This window comes from Clostridium sp. 1001275B_160808_H3, assembly GCF_015550425.1.
Classification (GTDB): Bacteria; Bacillota; Clostridia; order Clostridiales; family Clostridiaceae; genus Clostridium.
The window spans coordinates 156,310-174,129 of sequence record NZ_JADNAT010000007.1; the positions used below are offsets into that span (position 1 = coordinate 156,310).

Genomic DNA, 17,820 nt, shown 5'->3' on the forward strand with positions numbered 1-17,820 from the left:
AAACAGTAGGTGGAACAGCTAATTTAGTAAAATAAGAGCTAAAAAACTATTTTATTATGCAATTAAAAATTTAAAATGAAAGATGTAAAATGAAGATAAAATGTACTACAAAGTATTTTGAAGAAAATACAAATTAAGGGATGTCTGAGACATTCCTATTTTTTATGTATAATTCGTATATAAATTCCTAAAAATAAGAATAGTAGATTAAAAGATAATTAAGTAAGGATTGACAAAAATTATATAATAAAATAATATTTAATTGATAATGAATATCAATATTGATTAATAGAATAGGTGGTGTTATGTATGGATAAAATTGAATTTTATAAAGACTTATTCAATATAGAAAACGAAGAATCTATAAAAAAGTTCTTATTATATAATAGTTCCTTGGTGATAGCAGGCGTTAAACCTTCAGCAACTGTAACTATAAATAAAAAGTTAGAAAAGTTATATAAAACTTGGATTCAAGATGGGAAATCATTTTTAAAATCTATAAATTTAAGCTTTATTAATTTAAGAGAAGATGATAATGCCTCAATAATACTAATTTATAATAATGATATTCTAAAAAAGCATATATTTAAGCCTGAAAATATGGATTTTTTAATTAAACTTGGATATAAAAGAAATAATAATATTTCTTATTATATAGAATACTTAAAAGAAAGATATGAGAAATTTAAATGTCCTCATGAGCTTGGTATATTTTTAGGAATTCCAATTAATGATGTAAAAGGCTTTATGCAATGTAGTTATAAGAAGTGTTTAGGGTGTGGATATTGGAAAGTTTATAGCAATTATGAAAAGGCATTAGAAATATTCGATATATATGATGATGTAAGAGAAAAGACAATGGATAAAATTCTAGAAGGAGAACCTATTGATTCAATAGTAAACAATATAATTTTTAGTAACTACGATAATATTAAGTTTTGCATATAAGCAAAATTTTATAAATTGAGAATATAGAGGCTATGATAAATAGATATGTTCCTATAAATAATTAGGAAAAACTACTATGCCAAGAGTTTTGGTTAACTCGCTGTGCTCAAACAATTAAGCAACACCAAGGCCTAGTAGTTTCTCCAACACCAAGTACTTCTAATTGCTCGCTATATGCTTATTCCACAGTCTATTTATCTTCGCCAACTTATATTTTGCTACTTAAAATTACCCAAAAATGAATTAGCCTCATTAATGATATGTATTCGAAATTATATAAAAATCGGAAAGTTAATACATATCATTAAGAGTAACTATTATTATAAACAATTGAAAAGAAAGAGTGGATATTAAATGAGTATAGTTGTAATTGGTGGTCACGATAGAATGAGTAGGGATTATTTAAATATCTGTAAAAAATATAAATGTAAGGCTAAAATATTTACTCAAATGAAAGCTGGGCTAAATGATAAGATAGGTAGCGCGGATGTAATAATATTATTTACAAACATAGTATCACATAAAATGGCTATAAAAGCAAAAAAGGAAGCTGAAAGAAAAAATATAAGAGTAATTAATAATCATAATAGTACTGTTCATTCTTTAGAGGAAATTATAAAAAATATAATATAACGATGTTCATAAAAAATTAACAATAAAAATATAATATATAATTGAAAATGAATATCAATTACAGTATACTTTTGTACTGTAATTATCAAATGAAATTTAATATCAATGAAATGGGGGATTTATAATATGATGATCAATAAGAGGCTTATAAACCTTTGTAATGATTCTAAAAAGTATATTGGCTTCACTATATTTATGAATTGGCTTGCTATTATCTGTAATATTATAATAATACTGCTTATAGGACAGTTTATTAATAATATTTATTCTGCTGAAACAACTAGCATAGCAGATAAATCTATTTTTATATCTGGAGCAATAATATTCCTATTATTATGTTTAAGATTTATTTGCAATATTTTATATGCTAAATTTTCAGATTTGGCATCAACAAAAGCAAGAATGACTTTAAGAGAGCTTGTTTATAAAAAATTATTGAAGTTAGGAAATGGATACAGCAATGTAGAAAGCACTTCATCCATAGTTCAAGTAATGGTAGAGGGAGTAGAACAATTAGAAATTTATTTTGGGAAGTATCTACCACAATTTTTCTATTCATTATTAGTTCCAGTAACATTATTTGTATTTATGAGTTTTATATCATTTAAGGCAGCTTTAGTATTCATTCTTTGCGTACCTCTTATCCCAATATCAATAATTGCAATAATGAAAATTGCAAAGAGAATATTAAAAGATTATTGGAAGAGCTATTCAGATTTAGGTGGTACATTCTTAGAAAATCTTCAGGGATTAACAACTTTAAAGGTTTTTAATATGGATGAAGAAAGACATCAAAAAATGAATACAGAAGCAGAAAAGTTTAGAAAGATAACAATGAAGGTTTTAAGTATGCAACTAAATTCTATTACAATAATGGATTTAGTAGCCTTTGGTGGAGCAGCTGCTGGGACAATAGTTGCACTAATTCAATTTAGTAATGGGGAACTTAATCCTGGAAGTTTACTTGTAATAATTTTATTATCTTCAGAATTCTTTATACCATTAAGACTTTTAGGATCATACTTCCATATAGCAATGAATGGTATGGCAGCATCTGATAGAATTTTTGGAATACTAGATGCTAAAGAAAGAGAAAAAGACATAGACACTAACGTTAAAGAAATAGCTGGTGATATCACAGTTGAATTAAACAATGCTAGCTTTAGTTATGATGGAGAAAGAGAAGTTCTAAATGGCATAAATATGAAGATAACTCCAAAAGGAATGGTTGCGATTGTAGGGGAAAGTGGTTCAGGTAAAAGTACTATTGCATCTATAATTTTAAATAACTATAAAGTTAATAAAGGAAAAGTATTATTAAATTCAGTTGATATAGAAAAGATTGATTTAGATACTATTTATGAAAATATAGCCTTAATATCAACTAATAGTTATATATTTAATGGAACTATTTTAGATAATTTACTTATAGGAAAGAAATATGCAACTAATGAAGAAATAAAAAATGCATTAAAGCTTGCTAGACTAGATAGTTTTGTAGATAGTTTAAAAGATGGATTGAATACAAATGTAGGTGAAGGCGGAAGTGCTTTATCAGGGGGACAAAAGCAAAGATTAGCACTTGCAAGAGCTATTTTAGCAAATAGAAAGATGATAATATTTGATGAAGCAACTTCTAATATAGATGTAGAAAGTGAAGAAGCTATTTGGGAATCTATATATGATCTTTCAAAAGAAAAAACTATATTAGTAATATCGCATAGATTAGCAAATGTAAGAGGAGCTAAAAATATATATGTTATGAATAAAGGAATATTATGTGAAGAAGGTACTCATGAAGAGCTTATGAAGCTTAATAGATATTACTACAGCATGGTTGATAAGCAAAATGAATTAGAAGAAATTAGGGAGGTTTGTTAGATATGAAAAGAAGATCAGGCTTCCAAATAATGAAAAGATTAATAGTTGAGTTAAAACCATTAGCACCTGTAATGGTAATTACTATATTTATGGGAGTATTAGGCTTCCTTGCTGCAATTTCTATAGCTTCTTTTGGCGCTGTAGCACTAGGTGCATATATAGGAGATATAACTTTTATAAGCTTCAAGGGAGCAATGATAGTTATGGCTATTTCTGCACTTTTTAGAGGGTTCTTAAGATATGGAGAACAACTATCAGGGCATTATATAGCTTTTAAAATACTGTATATATTAAGAGATAAGATATTTACTGTATTAAGAAAATTAGCACCAGCAAAATTAGAAGGAAAAGAAAAAGGAAATTTGATTGCATTAATAACTTCTGATATAGAGTTATTAGAAGTATTTTATGCACATACAATAGCACCAATTTCAATTGCTATAATTACAAACTCAATTATATCAATAATTTTATTTAATATAAGACCAGTATTTGGTGTGTTAGCTGCTATATTCTTTTTAATAGTTGGTTTTGTAATACCTTATGCTTCATCAAGTTTTGCAAAAGAAGCTGGAGTAAATTATAGAAATATATTCGGTGAAAGTAATAATTATATTCTTGATTCATTAAGAGGATTAAAAGAAGTATTATTATTTAAAAATGGTAAAGAAAGGTTAAATAAGATAAATGAAAATTCAATTAGACTTAATAAGAGTTTAGAAAAAATAAAAAAGCATGAAGGAGTAATTAGAGCAACAACAGATATTACAATAATGATTGCAATATTAACTTTTGTACTAATTGGGACAAGCGAATATTTATCAGGGAATATAAGTTTTACTACTGCTATAGTTTCAATAGTAATAATAGCTTCATCTTTTGGACCAGTAGTTGCTTTAAGTAATTTATCAAATACATTACTTCAAACTTTTGCTTGTGCAGAAAGAATCTTTGCTCTTTTAGATGAAAAACCTCAAGTGGAAGAAGTAAGTGGTAAAGAAGACATACAAGGAAATGATATTGAATATAAAAGTGTAAGCTTCTCATATCCAAATAGAAAAGAAATGATATTCAATAATGCATCTTTAAACATAAGAAAGGGAGACAAGATTGCATTAATAGGGGAAAGTGGAATTGGTAAGAGTACATTCATAAAACTAATAATGAGATTTTGGGATGTTAATAGCGGGGATATAAAATTAGATAATATAGATATAAAAGATATTAATACAGAATCACTAAGAAGTTCTCAAACATTAGTTAGCCAAGAAACATATTTATTTAATGAATCAATAAGAGAAAATATAAAAGTAGGAAATAAAAACGCTTCTGAAGCAGAAATAATAGAAGCAGCAAAGAAAGCCTCAATTCATGATTTTATATTAAGTCTTCCAAAAGGATATGAAACTAGGGTTTCAGAACTTGGAGGGAATTTATCTTCTGGAGAAAAACAAAGAATTGGATTAGCAAGAGCTTTCTTAAAAGATAGTGATGTATTAGTATTAGACGAGCCAACTAGTAATTTAGATGCTTTAAATGAAGGGGAAATATTAAAAGCTATAAATGAAAATTGTAAAGAAAAAACTATTATATTAATTTCTCATAGAAAATCTACAACAGCTATTTGTGATAAGGTATATAAATTAGAAAATAAGCAAATTAAGATAAGTTAAAGTAAGTAAATTTAAATTTTAAGAGGATGTAAAAGTCCTCTTAATTTAAAGAAGTACTTGATAATGATTATTAAATTCATGGGGGATATATGACTAAGATTGAAAGAGAAAAAAAGACAATAGAGCTTATGATAAAAATATATTGTAAAAAGAAGCATAAGGAAAAAGAGTTATGCGCTGAATGTAGCGAATTGCTTGAATATGCTTTGAAGAGACTTACTTATTGTAAATTTGGTGAAGAAAAGAGTACTTGTGGTAAATGTCCAATACATTGTTATAAAAAGGATATGAAAGAGAAAATTAAGAGGGTTATGAGGTTTTCTGGTCCAAGACTAATTATATATAATCCAATAGAGTTAATTAGGCATATTACGTACTAACTTAAATAATAATTGAAGAGGAGATATTATTATGAAGTCAATAAAAAAATATATTTATATAACAGTAGGACTAATTTCAGTAGTATTAGGTGCTATAGGGGTAGTACTTCCAATACTTCCAACAACACCGTTTTTACTATTAGCATCATATTGTTTTGCAAAGGGATCAGATAGATTTAATACTTGGTTTATAGGAACAAAGCTATATAAAAATCACTTAGAATCCTTTGTAAAAGAAAGAACTATGACACTAAAGGAGAAAATATGTATCTTAGCATTTGCAGATTTCATGTTAGCATTTCCTTTAATACTTATAGATAGCTTATTCATGAAGGGTGTGATAGTAGTACTTATACTATTTAAATTCTATTATTTCATCTTTAGAATAAAAACTATAACAGCAGAAGAAAAAGCAATAAGAAAATTAACACAAGAAAATTAGTTGGAGGAACAATGGAAAGAATATCATCATCGCTATTTATGTTATCATTATTATTTTATTATATACCTAAGATATTTAAAATAAAGAAGATAAACTTTGTAAAAACGCATATTTATCTTGGGACTATATCTGTATTAGCAATGTGCTTTGCATTAATACAAAAAATAGGTCAAGATGATTTCATAAAATATATTGGTTTTACTGGAATAATGATTGCTATTGGAGTAACAGGATACTTTTCAACTAAAAAGCCTAAGACATATAAGAAACCTCATATTATTTGTACTGTAGGATTTTTTGTTTATCTATTTACAGTTATAGCTATATTAAAATAATCTTAAATAATTACAAATAAATATGTTACTTAAATTTGGGGTATCAAAATAAGTATAGTGTTTATGAAAATCTAAATAGCTTTAAATATTTAGATTTCAAGAAGACTATATTTTTATAGCTATATATGAATAGCTTTAATTTTAGAAATAGGTTAAGGCTAGAAAAATATACATTTATAGAAACGTACTTTTATATCTGAAAAGTATGTTTTTTTTATAGAAAAATTAGTTTTGTGACTTTGTTACAGTCAAATTTGAAGAATGAGAATATACTTATATCATAGAGTAAATAATACATTATTGGAGGAAATAGAAATGAATAATATAAAAGTTTACACAACTAATACTTGTCCATGGTGTACAAAAGTAAAAAATTATTTAAAGAGTAAGAATATAAATTATGAAGAAGTTAACGTAGGATTAAATAGAGCAGCAGCTATGGAAATGGTAAATAAAAGTGGACAAATGGGAGTTCCTGTTTTGGATATAAACGGAAAAATAGTTGTTGGTTTTGATAAAAACACAATAGATAATTTATTAGGACTATAATATTAAATAATTATCAAAAACATTGATAAAGAAAAAAAGTAAAGCTAAAATAGAATTAGTTTTACTTTTTTTATTTTTAAGAATTTTATGAGGTAAGAGTATGGAGTTAAGAAAAAAGGTTATAGAAAATTATCCGTTTTTAACTGATTTAAGTGAAGAAGTATTAGAAGAATTTTTTAAGAGGGTTATTGTAAATACCTATGAAGTTGGACAAAGTATGTTTAATAATAAACAAAGTTGTATAGGATTTTCTTTTATATTAGATGGTAGAATAAGAATTTATAAACTTGGTGATGATGGAAAAGAGATAACTTTATATAGATTGGGTAAGGGAGATAATTGTTTTAACACAATATTATGTGCTTTAACTGAATCAGAAGAAACTTCATTTTCTGAGGTAGAAGAAAATGCAGTGATTGCTTTATTACCAATGGATTTTTTTAAGAGACATTTATTAGATAATAGTAGCTTCTTAAAATATATATTTAAAAATTTATACAATAAGTTTGAAACCGTAGTAGAAGGATTAGAAAAAGTTACATTTGACAGTATAGAAAATAGAATTATAAATTATTTTAAAGAAAAAATGAATGATAATAATGGTGGAAAAATAATTTATACAACTCATGAAAAAATTGCTGCAGATATAGGATCTTCAAGGGAAGTAGTAAGTAGGAGCTTAAAATCATTAGAAAAAAGAGAAATATTAGAACTTGGAAGAGGAAAGATAAAAATAAAAAATTGGATTTTTTAAATTAGTATTGACATTTAGGTAACAATATCTTAAAATTTGAATATAGTAATATTATTGACACAGAAATAACAATGATATGTGTAGCTAATATGTAAGATGAGAAGAGGTGATATCTTGGACAGTAATTACAAACAATACGAGGATATAGCAGAATTTTTAAAAGTTTTAGCTCATCCAGTTAGACTTTGTATAGTAAAAAATCTTTTAGAAAAGGGTTCTTGTAATGTAACTAATATGCATAGTTGCTTAGGTATGCCTCAATCTACAATTTCTCAACATCTTCAAAAGCTAAAGAGTGTTGGAATAATTAAAGGTGAAAGAAACGGACTTGAAATAGTATATGAAGTAGTTGATAAAAGAGCTGAGAAAATTATACAAGCTCTTATAGAAGAATAATATTCAAATTATTTATCAATAATTTAAATTTTTAATAGTGTAAAGTTGCTAATTTAGAACAGCTAAATTATAGCTGTTCTTTAAATTTAAAATAAATATCGTAATATTATAATATAACAATAATTAATTGAATGAATATTATATTGATTATAGATATAAAAAATTTAGAAAGAATAATATCAGCAGATTTAGGAGGATTTTTAATGAATAAGAAAGTTTTAATAGTTGGAGGAGTTGCAGGTGGAGCATCTGCAGCAGCTAGACTTAGAAGATTAGATGAAAATATAGAAATAGTAATGTTTGAAAAAGGTGAGTATATTTCCTTTGCAAACTGTGGACTTCCTTATTATGTTGGTGAAGTAATAAAAGAGAGAGATGCTTTACTTCTTCAAACGCCAGAAAAGATGAAAGATAGATTTAATATAGATGTAAGAATCAATAGTGAAGTTATACAAATTAATGCAGATGATAAAAAGGTAAAAGTAAAAACACTTAATAATGAAGAATATGAAGAAAGCTATGATTATTTAGTTTTATCACCAGGAGCAAAACCAATAAGACCTAATTTACCAGGAATAGATAGTAAAAAAATATTTACAGTTAGAAATGTTCCAGATACAGATAAAGTAAAAGCTTTTGTAGATTCCAAAGGTACTAAATCAGCCGTTGTTATTGGTGGTGGATTTATTGGAATTGAAATGGCAGAGAACTTAAGGGAAAGAGGTATTGAAGTAACATTAGTAGAAGCAGCACCTCATGTTATGGCACCTTTTGATTCTGAATTTTCAAGCTTAATTGAAAAAGAATTAAATTCTAATGATATAAGTATCATGTTAAATGAAAAAGTTAATGGATTTGAAGAAACTGATAATTTTATAAAGGTTAAGCTAGAAAGCGGAAAAGAAATAGTTGTTGATATGGTTGTTTCAGCTATTGGGGTAACTCCAGATACTACATTCATAAGAGATAGTGGTATAGAACTTGGAGAAAGAGGTCATATAATTGTAGATGATCACATGAGAACTAATAAAGATGGAGTATATGCGGCTGGGGATGCAGTAGTTGTAAAAGACTATGTAAATGGAAATGAAGCATTTATACCACTAGCAGGACCAGCAAACAAACAAGGAAGAATAATAGCTGATAATATAGCAGGTTTAAATTCAGCATATAAAGGAACTTTAGGAACATCTATAATAAAAATATTTGATATGGTTGCAGCTTCAACAGGAAATAATGAAAGAACTTTAAATAGATATGGAATTAAATTTAATAAAGTATATTTACATCCAATGAGTCATGCTGGATATTATCCAGATGCTACACCGCTAACAATAAAGGTGATATATGATGTTGAAGGTAAAATACTTGGAGCTCAAGCTTTAGGATATGAAGGGGTAGATAAATTTATAGATGTAATAGCAACATCAATTAAGTTTGGTGGAACAATGGAAGATTTAGCAGAACTTGAACTTTCATATGCACCACCGTTCCTATCAGCAAAATCACCAGCAAATATGGCAGGTTTTATAGCTCAAAATCAAACCAAAGGACTAGTAGATGTTATAAACATAGAGGATTTAAATAAATTTGATTCATCAAAGCAAATTTTATTAGATACAAGAGATAAGCAAGAAGTAGAGCTTGGAAAGATAGAAAATTCAATAAATATACCAGTTAATGATTTAAGAAATAATTTAGATAAGCTAGATAAAGATAAAGAAATTTTAGTTTATTGTGCAGTAGGAATAAGAGGTTATATAGCAGCTAGAATATTAAAGGCTAATGGCTTTAAAGCTAGAAACTTAAATGGTGGTTATAAGTCTTATGTAAACTGGAACTACAAAGCAAAAGTTTTTGAAAGTAAAAATAATAATATAAATAATAGTGAAAATGGAGATTCTGTAATGAAAGAAGTAGCAGCTGATAAGGTAAGAGAATTAAATGCAACAGGATTATCTTGTCCAGGACCTTTAATGCAAGTAAAAGCAACTATGGATGATATGAATGATGGAGAAGTCTTAAAGGTAAAGGTATCAGATGAAGGATTCTGTAGAGATATAGAAGCTTGGACTAAGAAAACTAATAATAGACTTATGAATTTAGATAAAAACAAGGGAATTATAGAAGCAACAATTATGAAGTGTTCAGATCAAATTCTATCTGGAACTGAAATTTCTAATACTTGTACTACAGTTCAAAATAATAATGGTCAAACAATGGTTGTATTTAGTGGAGATCTAGATAAAGCTATTGCTTCATTTATAATTGCTAATGGTGCAGCTACAATGGGCAAAAAGGTAACTATGTTCTTTACATTCTGGGGATTAAACGTACTAAGAAAGCCTGAAAAAATAAAGACACCTAAAAATATAATAGAAAAAGCATTTGGTATGATGATGCCAAGAGGTAGCAAAAAGCTTGGACTATCAAGAATGAATATGGGTGGAATGGGCGCTAAAATGATTAGAGGAGTCATGAAAAATAAAAATATTCAATCATTAGAAGACTTAATGGATGCAGCTATAAAAAATGGAGTAGAAATAGTAGCATGCACAATGTCTATGGATGTTATGGGAATTAAAAAAGAAGAGTTAATAGATGGAATAACTTATGGCGGCGTTGGATACTATCTTGGAGAAGCCGATGATGCAAATGTCAATTTATTTATATAATTAAAATAGCATATTTCAATCTAAAAAGGAGCTGTATAACAGCTCCTTTTTAGATTGCAAGTAATCTTTATTAAAATATATATTGCTTTAGTTATTAAAGTTGATTATTTAATGATGAAATAGTATCATCAAGCTTTTCTAAACTTGTAGCTTGAAGATCCATATTTGCAGCAATTTCTTCACATAATGCAGAATGCTCTTGAGAAATGGTAGAAACCCTTTCTATTATAGATAAAACATTATCTTTTTCAGAAGAAGCTACAGTTAGATTTTCTATGCAACTATCAATTTCTTGAATTGAATCACCTATTGATGATTTTATGTTTGTAAAGCTACTCTTAGTGCTAAGAAGAGTCTTTTGTTGATTATCAATTGCTGAACTACCAGCTTGCATTGCTTTAGAAGTATCAAGAATATCAGATTTTATATCATCTAATATTTTAGTAATACTTTCAACTGATTGTTTTGAGTTTTCAGCTAGTTTTCTAACTTCACCAGCAACTACAGAGAATCCTCTGCCGGCTTCCCCTGCTCTTGCAGCTTCTATTGCAGCATTTAAAGAAAGTAAATTTGTTTGGCTTGCAATTTGACTTATAGAATCTGTTATAGTATTTACTGATTCTAGCTTTGATACAAGAGAGTTTACTGTTGAACTAACTATAGTAAAAGCGTGTTGTAAAGACTTTAATGATTCATCTAAATCAGTAAATGTATTTAAGCCTTCATCTGCAACTTTATCAGTATCTAAAACAGCAATTTGAACATTTGTAACGTTATAAGCTAATTGTTCCATACGGCTATTAAAGTTTTCTAAAATGTTGCTTACATTATTAATTTCTTCTGCTTGAGTAAGAGTTGCAGTTGTTAAGTTAGATAATGAGTTATTAACATCTTGAATTGCATTAGAAATACTAGAACTAGTATCACTTAACATAACCATCTCATTTTTTAAATTCTCATTTGTATTTTCTTTTTCATCAATATTATTTGCAATAAAATCATCTGAAACTTCTTTAGTAACATCATTCATTGATATATTTTTTTTCTTTGATTTAGAAAATAAACCCATATTAGTACCTCCTAATTTTATCTTTTCCATCTCGAGCCATTTCTTTTACTTTTTGGGGTGCACCTATGGATGTAATGACTTCTGAAAACCATCTTAAGGCTGATGTATCGTCCCCAACTCTTCTATGTAATTCACCTATTAGGTACATAATAGAAAACCTATCCAATCCATAAACTGGTAGCTTTTCATTTATAAATGTATCATTAAAGGCTATTAATGCTTGATTTATATAGTTTTTTTCATTAACTTCATCCATTAATAACCTATACATCCAAGCAATTTTTAAACAAAGCATAGCTTTTGTACTATTTTTACTTTCAATAACTAGTGAGTTAACTAAAGCTAATTTGTATCTTTCGATTGAAATTTTTTCAGTGAAAGGAATATCGTATTCACGATTAACCCATTTAGGAGTAATTTTTTCCTTTACTAGCTTTATTTGAAAGTCTCTAATTTTATTAAAGTCCGTTTTAAGAGCTGCGTAACCACAGCTTGGACATAGCCATACTTCATAAAGATATGGATTTTCAACTGAATATCTTATAAACAAATCAGAATCTCTAGAAGTAACTCTAGAGGCATTGACTTTTACAGTTGGTGTTTTAAAGGAATTTTCACAAACTGGACAATTAACTTCTTTGAGAAATAAGTTTTTAGTTGCTTTATCACTATTATCGTCTTTTTTTATTGAATCTTTAGTTTGTACACTCTTTAATGAGCTTATCATAAGTTACCACCTCGGCATTCTACATATATCTAATTATAACATATTATAACAAATTTGTAGCTAAAACAATTACAAATACAAAAAAATAACTTATAAATACATTTTAAAATAATAATCTACAAATTTAATAGTATTATGATGTAAAATAGTAAATAGAATTATTTGAGTACACAATAAAATTAAAATAATATATATTAATTAAGTGTGAGATATCTTTGAAATTAATGATTAGTAATAAGTTACATTTTAACTATATAGGGTAAAATCTGTATTTTATCCTATATAGTTAAATAATTTAATTACACAATTTGATATTTTTGATATAATATTTAGGGTGAAGTTTGAAAAGGGTGATAAGATATGGCGATTCAAGATTGGAAAAGTTTTTTTATGCCTTATGAACAGGCTGTAGATGAATTAAAGGTAAAGCTTAGAAGTATTAGAAAGGAATATAGAAAGAAAAATGAATATTCTCCAATAGAATTTGTTACTGGAAGAGTAAAAGAAATTTCTAGTCTTCTAGAAAAAGCTAATAAATTTGAAATTCCTTTAGATAGGCTTCAATATGAAATTGAAGATATAGCTGGCATTAGAATAATGTGCCAATTTGTAGATGATATAGATAGAGTTGTAGAAATATTAAGAGCAAGAAAAGATATGCAAATTCTTTATGAAAAGGACTATGTTAGAGGTGTAAAGGAAAGTGGATATAGAAGTTATCATATTATAATTAAATATCCAATAAATATGGCAGAAGGTCAAAAAGAAATACTGGCTGAATTTCAGATAAGGACTTTAGCTATGAATTTCTGGGCAACAATAGAGCACTCATTAAATTATAAATATAAGAAACAGCTTCCCGATAATGTAAGAGAAAAGCTAAAAAGAGCAGCAGATGCAGCATTTGAGTTGGATGAGCAAATGCTTGATATTAAAGATGAAATTAAGGATGCTCAAAAGCTATTTGAAATAAAATCAGACATAATTTCAAATATTATGCATAATATATTAACTCTTATATCGCTAGGAAAATTTGCGGAAGCAAGTAGATATGAAAGTTCATTAAATAAGCTAATAGAGGATGGAGAAATATATGAACTTAATAATTTATTGGTATCTATAAAAAGGGATGTAAATAAATATAGAGATTGAATTTAATCTTAAGAGTATGATTTTTAGTAATCATACTCTTTTTTTATCAATAAATAGATAGCTATATCTTATATGAAGACTATCTATTTATTAATTAATGTATAAAAATATAGATAAATTCTCCAAAAGTATATTGACATTGATAATCTTTATCAACTATAATAATAATCAGTTGATATAGATTATCAAGTAACGGGAGTGAGTATATGACTAAAAAATCTTTATTGGCTATTACTATTATTCTATCAGTAATATCCATATTCGTTGGAGTATCAAATATAAATATATTTAATATGGGAACTTCCGAAATAGAGGTTCTTATGATAAGCAGATTGCCTCGTTTAATCAGTATATTAGTTGCTGGAGTGGGGATGAGTATAAGTGGTGTGATAATGCAGCAAATAAGTAATAATAAATTTATTTCACCAACTACAGCAGCAACAGTAGATTCTGCAAAGCTTGGAGTTTTATTTTCTATAATAATATTTACATCTGCTAATATATTTCAAAAGATGATTTTATCTTTCATATTTTCTTTAGTGGGAACTTTTATGTTTATGACGATACTAAAGAAAATAAAAATAAAAAATGTAATTTTTATTCCACTTGTAGGAATTATGCTAGGAAATGTAATAGGATCAATAACAGATTTCTTTGCATATAAGTACAATTTGACGCAAAGTATGGGAGCTTTTTTACAAGGCAGTTTTTCAACAGTATTAAAGGGTAACTACGAAATATTATATTTAAGCATACCGTTAGTAATTATTGCTTTTGCATATGTACATAAATTTACTTTAGCGGGTATGGGAGAAGAAATGTCAGTAAGTCTTGGATTGAATTATAAAAGAGTTACTAATATAGGAGTTATAATAGTAGCTTTAATTTCTTCTTTAGTTGTAATAACAGTAGGCAGTATTCCTTTTGTAGGATTAATAATACCTAATATAGTTTCTATATGGAAAGGGGACAACCTTAAAAATAACATGCCTATAGTGGCTTTACTAGGTGCAAGCTTTGTTTTAGCTTGTGATATTATAAGTAGATTAATTATTGCACCATATGAAGTGCCTATAGATTTAACAATTGGTGTTATTGGAGCTGTAATATTCCTTTATTTAATATTTAGGAGGAATAAATAATGAGAAATAATAAGAAAAAAATAATTATAATGCTAATAATTGCAATAACATTTCTAACATTGTTTGTAGTGTGGGGATTAAATGCAAAAAATTATAGATTTAATTTGTCTCTTAGAATTCCAAAAGTATTAGGCATATTAATAGCAGGAGCAACAATTTCGGTAGCATCGTTACTATTCCAGACAATAACAAATAATAGAATTATAACGCCAAGTATTATTGGCTTAGATGCTTTATATAATTTAGTACAAACCATAGTAGTGTTTATATTTGGATCTACATCAATATTCATGGTTAATAAAACAATTAACTTCTTAACTTCAGGTACCTTAATGGTAGTTTTGGCAATGATTTTATTTAAAGTAGTTCTTAAAAGTGGAAAAAACAATATCTTCTTTTTATTATTAGTAGGTACAGTAGTTGGAACATTATTTAGAAGCTTATCATCATTTATGCAGGTTTTAATAGATCCAAATGAATTTGATGCACTTCAAACAAAGCTATTTGCTTCATTTAGCCTAGTTAATACAAAGATAATATTTATTTCTATTGTAATATTAGTAATAATGGCAGTTATTCTATATAAAGATTTTAATAAATTAGATGTTATGTCATTAGGTAGAGAACAAGCTATAAACTTAGGTGTTGATTACGATAAATTCAGCAAAGAAATATTAATGTTTGTGGCTATACTAGTTTCGTTATCAACAGCGCTAGTTGGACCTATTACATTTTTAGGAATAATAGTTGTTAATTTAACTTATGAAATAACTAAAACTTATAAACATTCAGTTCTTCTTATAGTTGGTACACTTATAAGTATAATTGCTTTAGTTGGAGGCCAATTCTTGGTGGAAAGATTATTCAACTTTAATACAACTATAAGTATAATAATTAACTTTATTGGAGGAATTTACTTTATAAATCTATTATTAAGGGAGAGTAAGTTATGATAGAAGTAAGAAATATTAGTAAAAGTTATGGAAGTAAAAAAGTTCTAGAAGATGTTTCTTTTAACATAGAAGAAGGTAAAATAACTTCCTTTATAGGGCCTAATGGTGCTGGTAAAAGTACTGTTTTATCTATAATATCAAGACTTATGGACTCAGATTCAGGAGAAGTTATTATAGATGGCAAGGAAATAAAAAAGTGGGACTCTAAAGAGTTATCAAAAAAATTATCAATATTAAAGCAAAGTAATAATTTAAATATAAGACTAACTATTAGAGAACTTGTTTCATTTGGAAGGTTTCCATATTGTGAAGGAAAGCTAAAAGAAGATGATGAAAAATTTGTTGATGAAGCTTTAGATTATATGAAGCTTACAGATATTCAAGATAAGTACCTTGATGAGTTAAGTGGTGGACAAAGGCAAAGAGCATATATTGCAATGATAATTGCTCAAGATACTGATTACATACTTTTAGATGAGCCGCTAAATAATTTAGACATGAAGCATTCAGCTGAAATGATGAAAATGCTTAGACAAATGGTTAATGATTTAGGAAAAACTATAATAATAGTTATTCATGATATAAATTTTGCATCTTGTTATTCAGATACTATTGTAGCATTGAAGGATGGGAAATTAGTAAATCATACAATAACAGAAGAAATGATAACAGAAGATAGTCTAAGCTGTCTTTACGATATGAACTTTAATATTAGAGAAGTAAATAATCAAAAAATATGTATTTATTTCTAAAAAACATTAGTATGTAAAAATAAAATTTATATAAAAGAAAAAAATGGAGGTAAATTTAATGAAAAAGAGACTTGCAGTCATATTAAGTATGGTTATGTTATTAATGGTAGGAGTAGTAGGTTGTACTTCAGGTGATAAAAAAGCTGAAGAATCAGCACAAGAAGAAAATAAAACAGTTGTTGTTACAGACCAAAAAGGTGAAGTAGAGGTTCCTGTTAATCCTAAAAATGTAGTAGTTTTAGATTACGGTTCATTAGATATAATGGCTAAGTTAGGGGTTGAGCCGGTAGCATTACCAAAAAGTTCTCTTCCAACATACTTAGATAAATATAAAGATGATAAATATGTTGATTTAGGTTCATTAAAAGAATTTGATTTAGAAAAGATTAATGCAGCTGAACCAGATTTAATTATAATAGAAGGAAGACAAGAGTCTTATTATGAAGATTTAAAGAAAATTGCTCCAGTATTATATTTAGGTACAGTTAATAGCGATATATTTGCTTCAGCAGAAAATAATGCTAAAGTATTAGGTAAAGTATTTAATAAAGAAGAAGGCGTTACTGCTGAATTAGAAAGTATAAATAAGAGATTAGAAGCAGTAAGTGGAAAAGTTAAAGAAAATAATTCAACAGCTTTAATGACAATGTTTAATGAAGGTTCATTATCAGTTTATGGTGCAGGATCAAGATATGATATGGTTTATAGCAAGTTCGGATTTACTCCAGCAGATACAAAAATAGAAGTTTCAAATCACGGACAAAATATTTCATTTGAATACTTAAAAGAAAAGAATCCAGATTACTTATTTGTCTTAGATAGAGGAGCTGTAACTGGAACTCAAGCATCAGTTAAAGAAGCAGTAGAAAATGAGTTGATAAAGACAACTAAAGCTTATGAAGAAGGACATATAGTATATGTAAATCCACAAGCTTGGTATGTTGGTGGAAGTGGAATAATGGCTATAGATGCTATAATTTCAGATATGGAAACAGCAGTAGGAATAAAGTAATAGAATATATAATTGTAAAAAAAGGAAATTTGACCTGTGTTAAATTTCCTTTTTATTTATAAAAAGAAGTTTTTAGTATCAAATTATTAATTAAAAATAAGCATTTATAAAAAAAAGAAAAGCTTGTACATTTTATTTTGAAATTTTCATAAAAGTGGATTTTGATATTTACAATGGATAATTATTATTATATAATAATAACATCAAAAGGATTTGATAAGAGTTATAGAAAAATAAATTATTAAATTATATATAAATTAGGAGGAGTTCAAATTATGAAGAAATTTGTTTGTACAGTATGTGGATACGTTCATGAAGGAGATGCAGCACCAGAAGTATGTCCAGTA

General features: G+C 27.1%; 19 protein-coding genes. 17 read left to right on the top strand and 2 right to left on the bottom strand.

The features are described 5' to 3' along the window. Nucleotides 1-309: 309 nt before the first annotated feature. From I2A75_RS07255 to I2A75_RS07305, 11 genes are all read left to right on the top strand, one after another. Nucleotides 310-948 carry a DUF3793 family protein gene (locus I2A75_RS07255; RefSeq protein ID WP_195263806.1) on the top strand — a complete coding sequence of 213 codons (639 nt, stop codon included), beginning with the start codon at nucleotides 310-312 and terminating at the stop codon, nucleotides 946-948. Between the two features lie 354 nt (nucleotides 949-1,302). Further along, complete coding sequence (locus I2A75_RS07260; RefSeq protein WP_195263807.1) at nucleotides 1,303-1,581, top strand: DUF2325 domain-containing protein; 279 nt, start codon at nucleotides 1,303-1,305, stop codon at nucleotides 1,579-1,581. A gap of 126 nt (nucleotides 1,582-1,707) precedes the next feature. Beyond that, entirely contained in the window at nucleotides 1,708-3,462 is a 1,755-nt protein-coding gene (locus tag I2A75_RS07265; RefSeq protein ID WP_195263808.1) for an ABC transporter ATP-binding protein/permease, read from the top strand. 2 nt (nucleotides 3,463-3,464) lie between these two features. Next, nucleotides 3,465-5,135: an ABC transporter ATP-binding protein gene (locus I2A75_RS07270; protein ID WP_195263809.1), complete on the top strand. Its 1,671-nt coding sequence runs from the start codon at nucleotides 3,465-3,467 to the stop codon at nucleotides 5,133-5,135. Nucleotides 5,136-5,224: 89 nt separating this feature from the next. Beyond that, nucleotides 5,225-5,515, top strand: coding sequence for a nitrous oxide-stimulated promoter family protein (locus tag I2A75_RS07275; protein ID WP_195263810.1), 291 nt, complete (start codon nucleotides 5,225-5,227; stop codon nucleotides 5,513-5,515). A 31-nt stretch (nucleotides 5,516-5,546) separates the two neighbouring features. After that, entirely contained in the window at nucleotides 5,547-5,957 is a 411-nt protein-coding gene (locus I2A75_RS07280) for a YbaN family protein (protein WP_195263811.1), read from the top strand. 11 nt (nucleotides 5,958-5,968) lie between these two features. Continuing rightward, the gene (locus tag I2A75_RS07285; protein ID WP_195263812.1) at nucleotides 5,969-6,292 is read left to right on the top strand and encodes a hypothetical protein; all 324 of its coding nucleotides are present in this window, start codon (nucleotides 5,969-5,971) and stop codon (nucleotides 6,290-6,292) included. Between the two features lie 315 nt (nucleotides 6,293-6,607). Further along, complete coding sequence (locus tag I2A75_RS07290; RefSeq protein WP_195263813.1) at nucleotides 6,608-6,841, top strand: glutaredoxin family protein; 234 nt, start codon at nucleotides 6,608-6,610, stop codon at nucleotides 6,839-6,841. 100 nt (nucleotides 6,842-6,941) lie between these two features. Next, nucleotides 6,942-7,595 carry a Crp/Fnr family transcriptional regulator gene (locus I2A75_RS07295; protein ID WP_195263814.1) on the top strand — a complete coding sequence of 218 codons (654 nt, stop codon included), beginning with the start codon at nucleotides 6,942-6,944 and terminating at the stop codon, nucleotides 7,593-7,595. Nucleotides 7,596-7,709: 114 nt separating this feature from the next. Then, nucleotides 7,710-7,991, top strand: coding sequence for a metalloregulator ArsR/SmtB family transcription factor (locus I2A75_RS07300; RefSeq protein ID WP_195263815.1), 282 nt, complete (start codon nucleotides 7,710-7,712; stop codon nucleotides 7,989-7,991). Nucleotides 7,992-8,194: 203 nt separating this feature from the next. Further along, the gene (locus tag I2A75_RS07305) at nucleotides 8,195-10,666 is read left to right on the top strand and encodes an FAD-dependent oxidoreductase (protein WP_195263816.1); all 2,472 of its coding nucleotides are present in this window, start codon (nucleotides 8,195-8,197) and stop codon (nucleotides 10,664-10,666) included. Nucleotides 10,667-10,760: 94 nt separating this feature from the next. Here the strand turns inward: I2A75_RS07305 and I2A75_RS07310 are convergent, their stop codons facing one another. Together I2A75_RS07310 and I2A75_RS07315 are read right to left on the bottom strand one after the other, a co-directional pair. Further along, the gene (locus I2A75_RS07310; RefSeq protein WP_195263817.1) at nucleotides 10,761-11,735 is read right to left on the bottom strand and encodes a methyl-accepting chemotaxis protein; all 975 of its coding nucleotides are present in this window, start codon (nucleotides 11,733-11,735) and stop codon (nucleotides 10,761-10,763) included. Between the two features lies 1 nt (nucleotide 11,736). Then, nucleotides 11,737-12,462 carry a DUF2225 domain-containing protein gene (locus I2A75_RS07315; RefSeq protein WP_195263818.1) on the bottom strand — a complete coding sequence of 242 codons (726 nt, stop codon included), beginning with the start codon at nucleotides 12,460-12,462 and terminating at the stop codon, nucleotides 11,737-11,739. Between the two features lie 360 nt (nucleotides 12,463-12,822). Between I2A75_RS07315 and I2A75_RS07320 the strand changes: the two genes are divergently transcribed. From I2A75_RS07320 to I2A75_RS07345, 6 genes are all read left to right on the top strand, one after another. Next, nucleotides 12,823-13,614 (top strand): GTP pyrophosphokinase family protein, encoded by a 792-nt coding sequence (locus tag I2A75_RS07320; protein WP_195263819.1) that lies wholly within the window; start codon nucleotides 12,823-12,825, stop codon nucleotides 13,612-13,614. A gap of 206 nt (nucleotides 13,615-13,820) precedes the next feature. Then, nucleotides 13,821-14,756 carry an iron chelate uptake ABC transporter family permease subunit gene (locus I2A75_RS07325; RefSeq protein ID WP_195263820.1) on the top strand — a complete coding sequence of 312 codons (936 nt, stop codon included), beginning with the start codon at nucleotides 13,821-13,823 and terminating at the stop codon, nucleotides 14,754-14,756. Next, on the top strand, nucleotides 14,756-15,709 hold the full coding sequence (locus tag I2A75_RS07330) for an iron chelate uptake ABC transporter family permease subunit (RefSeq protein WP_195263821.1): 954 nt from the start codon (nucleotides 14,756-14,758) through the stop codon (nucleotides 15,707-15,709). Before I2A75_RS07325 ends, I2A75_RS07330 begins: the two co-directional genes overlap by 1 nt. After that, nucleotides 15,706-16,461 carry an ATP-binding cassette domain-containing protein gene (locus tag I2A75_RS07335; protein ID WP_195263822.1) on the top strand — a complete coding sequence of 252 codons (756 nt, stop codon included), beginning with the start codon at nucleotides 15,706-15,708 and terminating at the stop codon, nucleotides 16,459-16,461. The genes I2A75_RS07330 and I2A75_RS07335 overlap by 4 nt, the downstream gene beginning before the upstream one ends. A 58-nt stretch (nucleotides 16,462-16,519) precedes the next feature. Continuing rightward, nucleotides 16,520-17,473 (top strand): ABC transporter substrate-binding protein, encoded by a 954-nt coding sequence (locus tag I2A75_RS07340; protein WP_195263823.1) that lies wholly within the window; start codon nucleotides 16,520-16,522, stop codon nucleotides 17,471-17,473. A gap of 275 nt (nucleotides 17,474-17,748) precedes the next feature. Continuing rightward, the coding region (locus I2A75_RS07345; protein WP_347707743.1) for a rubredoxin-like domain-containing protein at nucleotides 17,749-17,820 on the top strand (72 nt) is incomplete at its 3' end.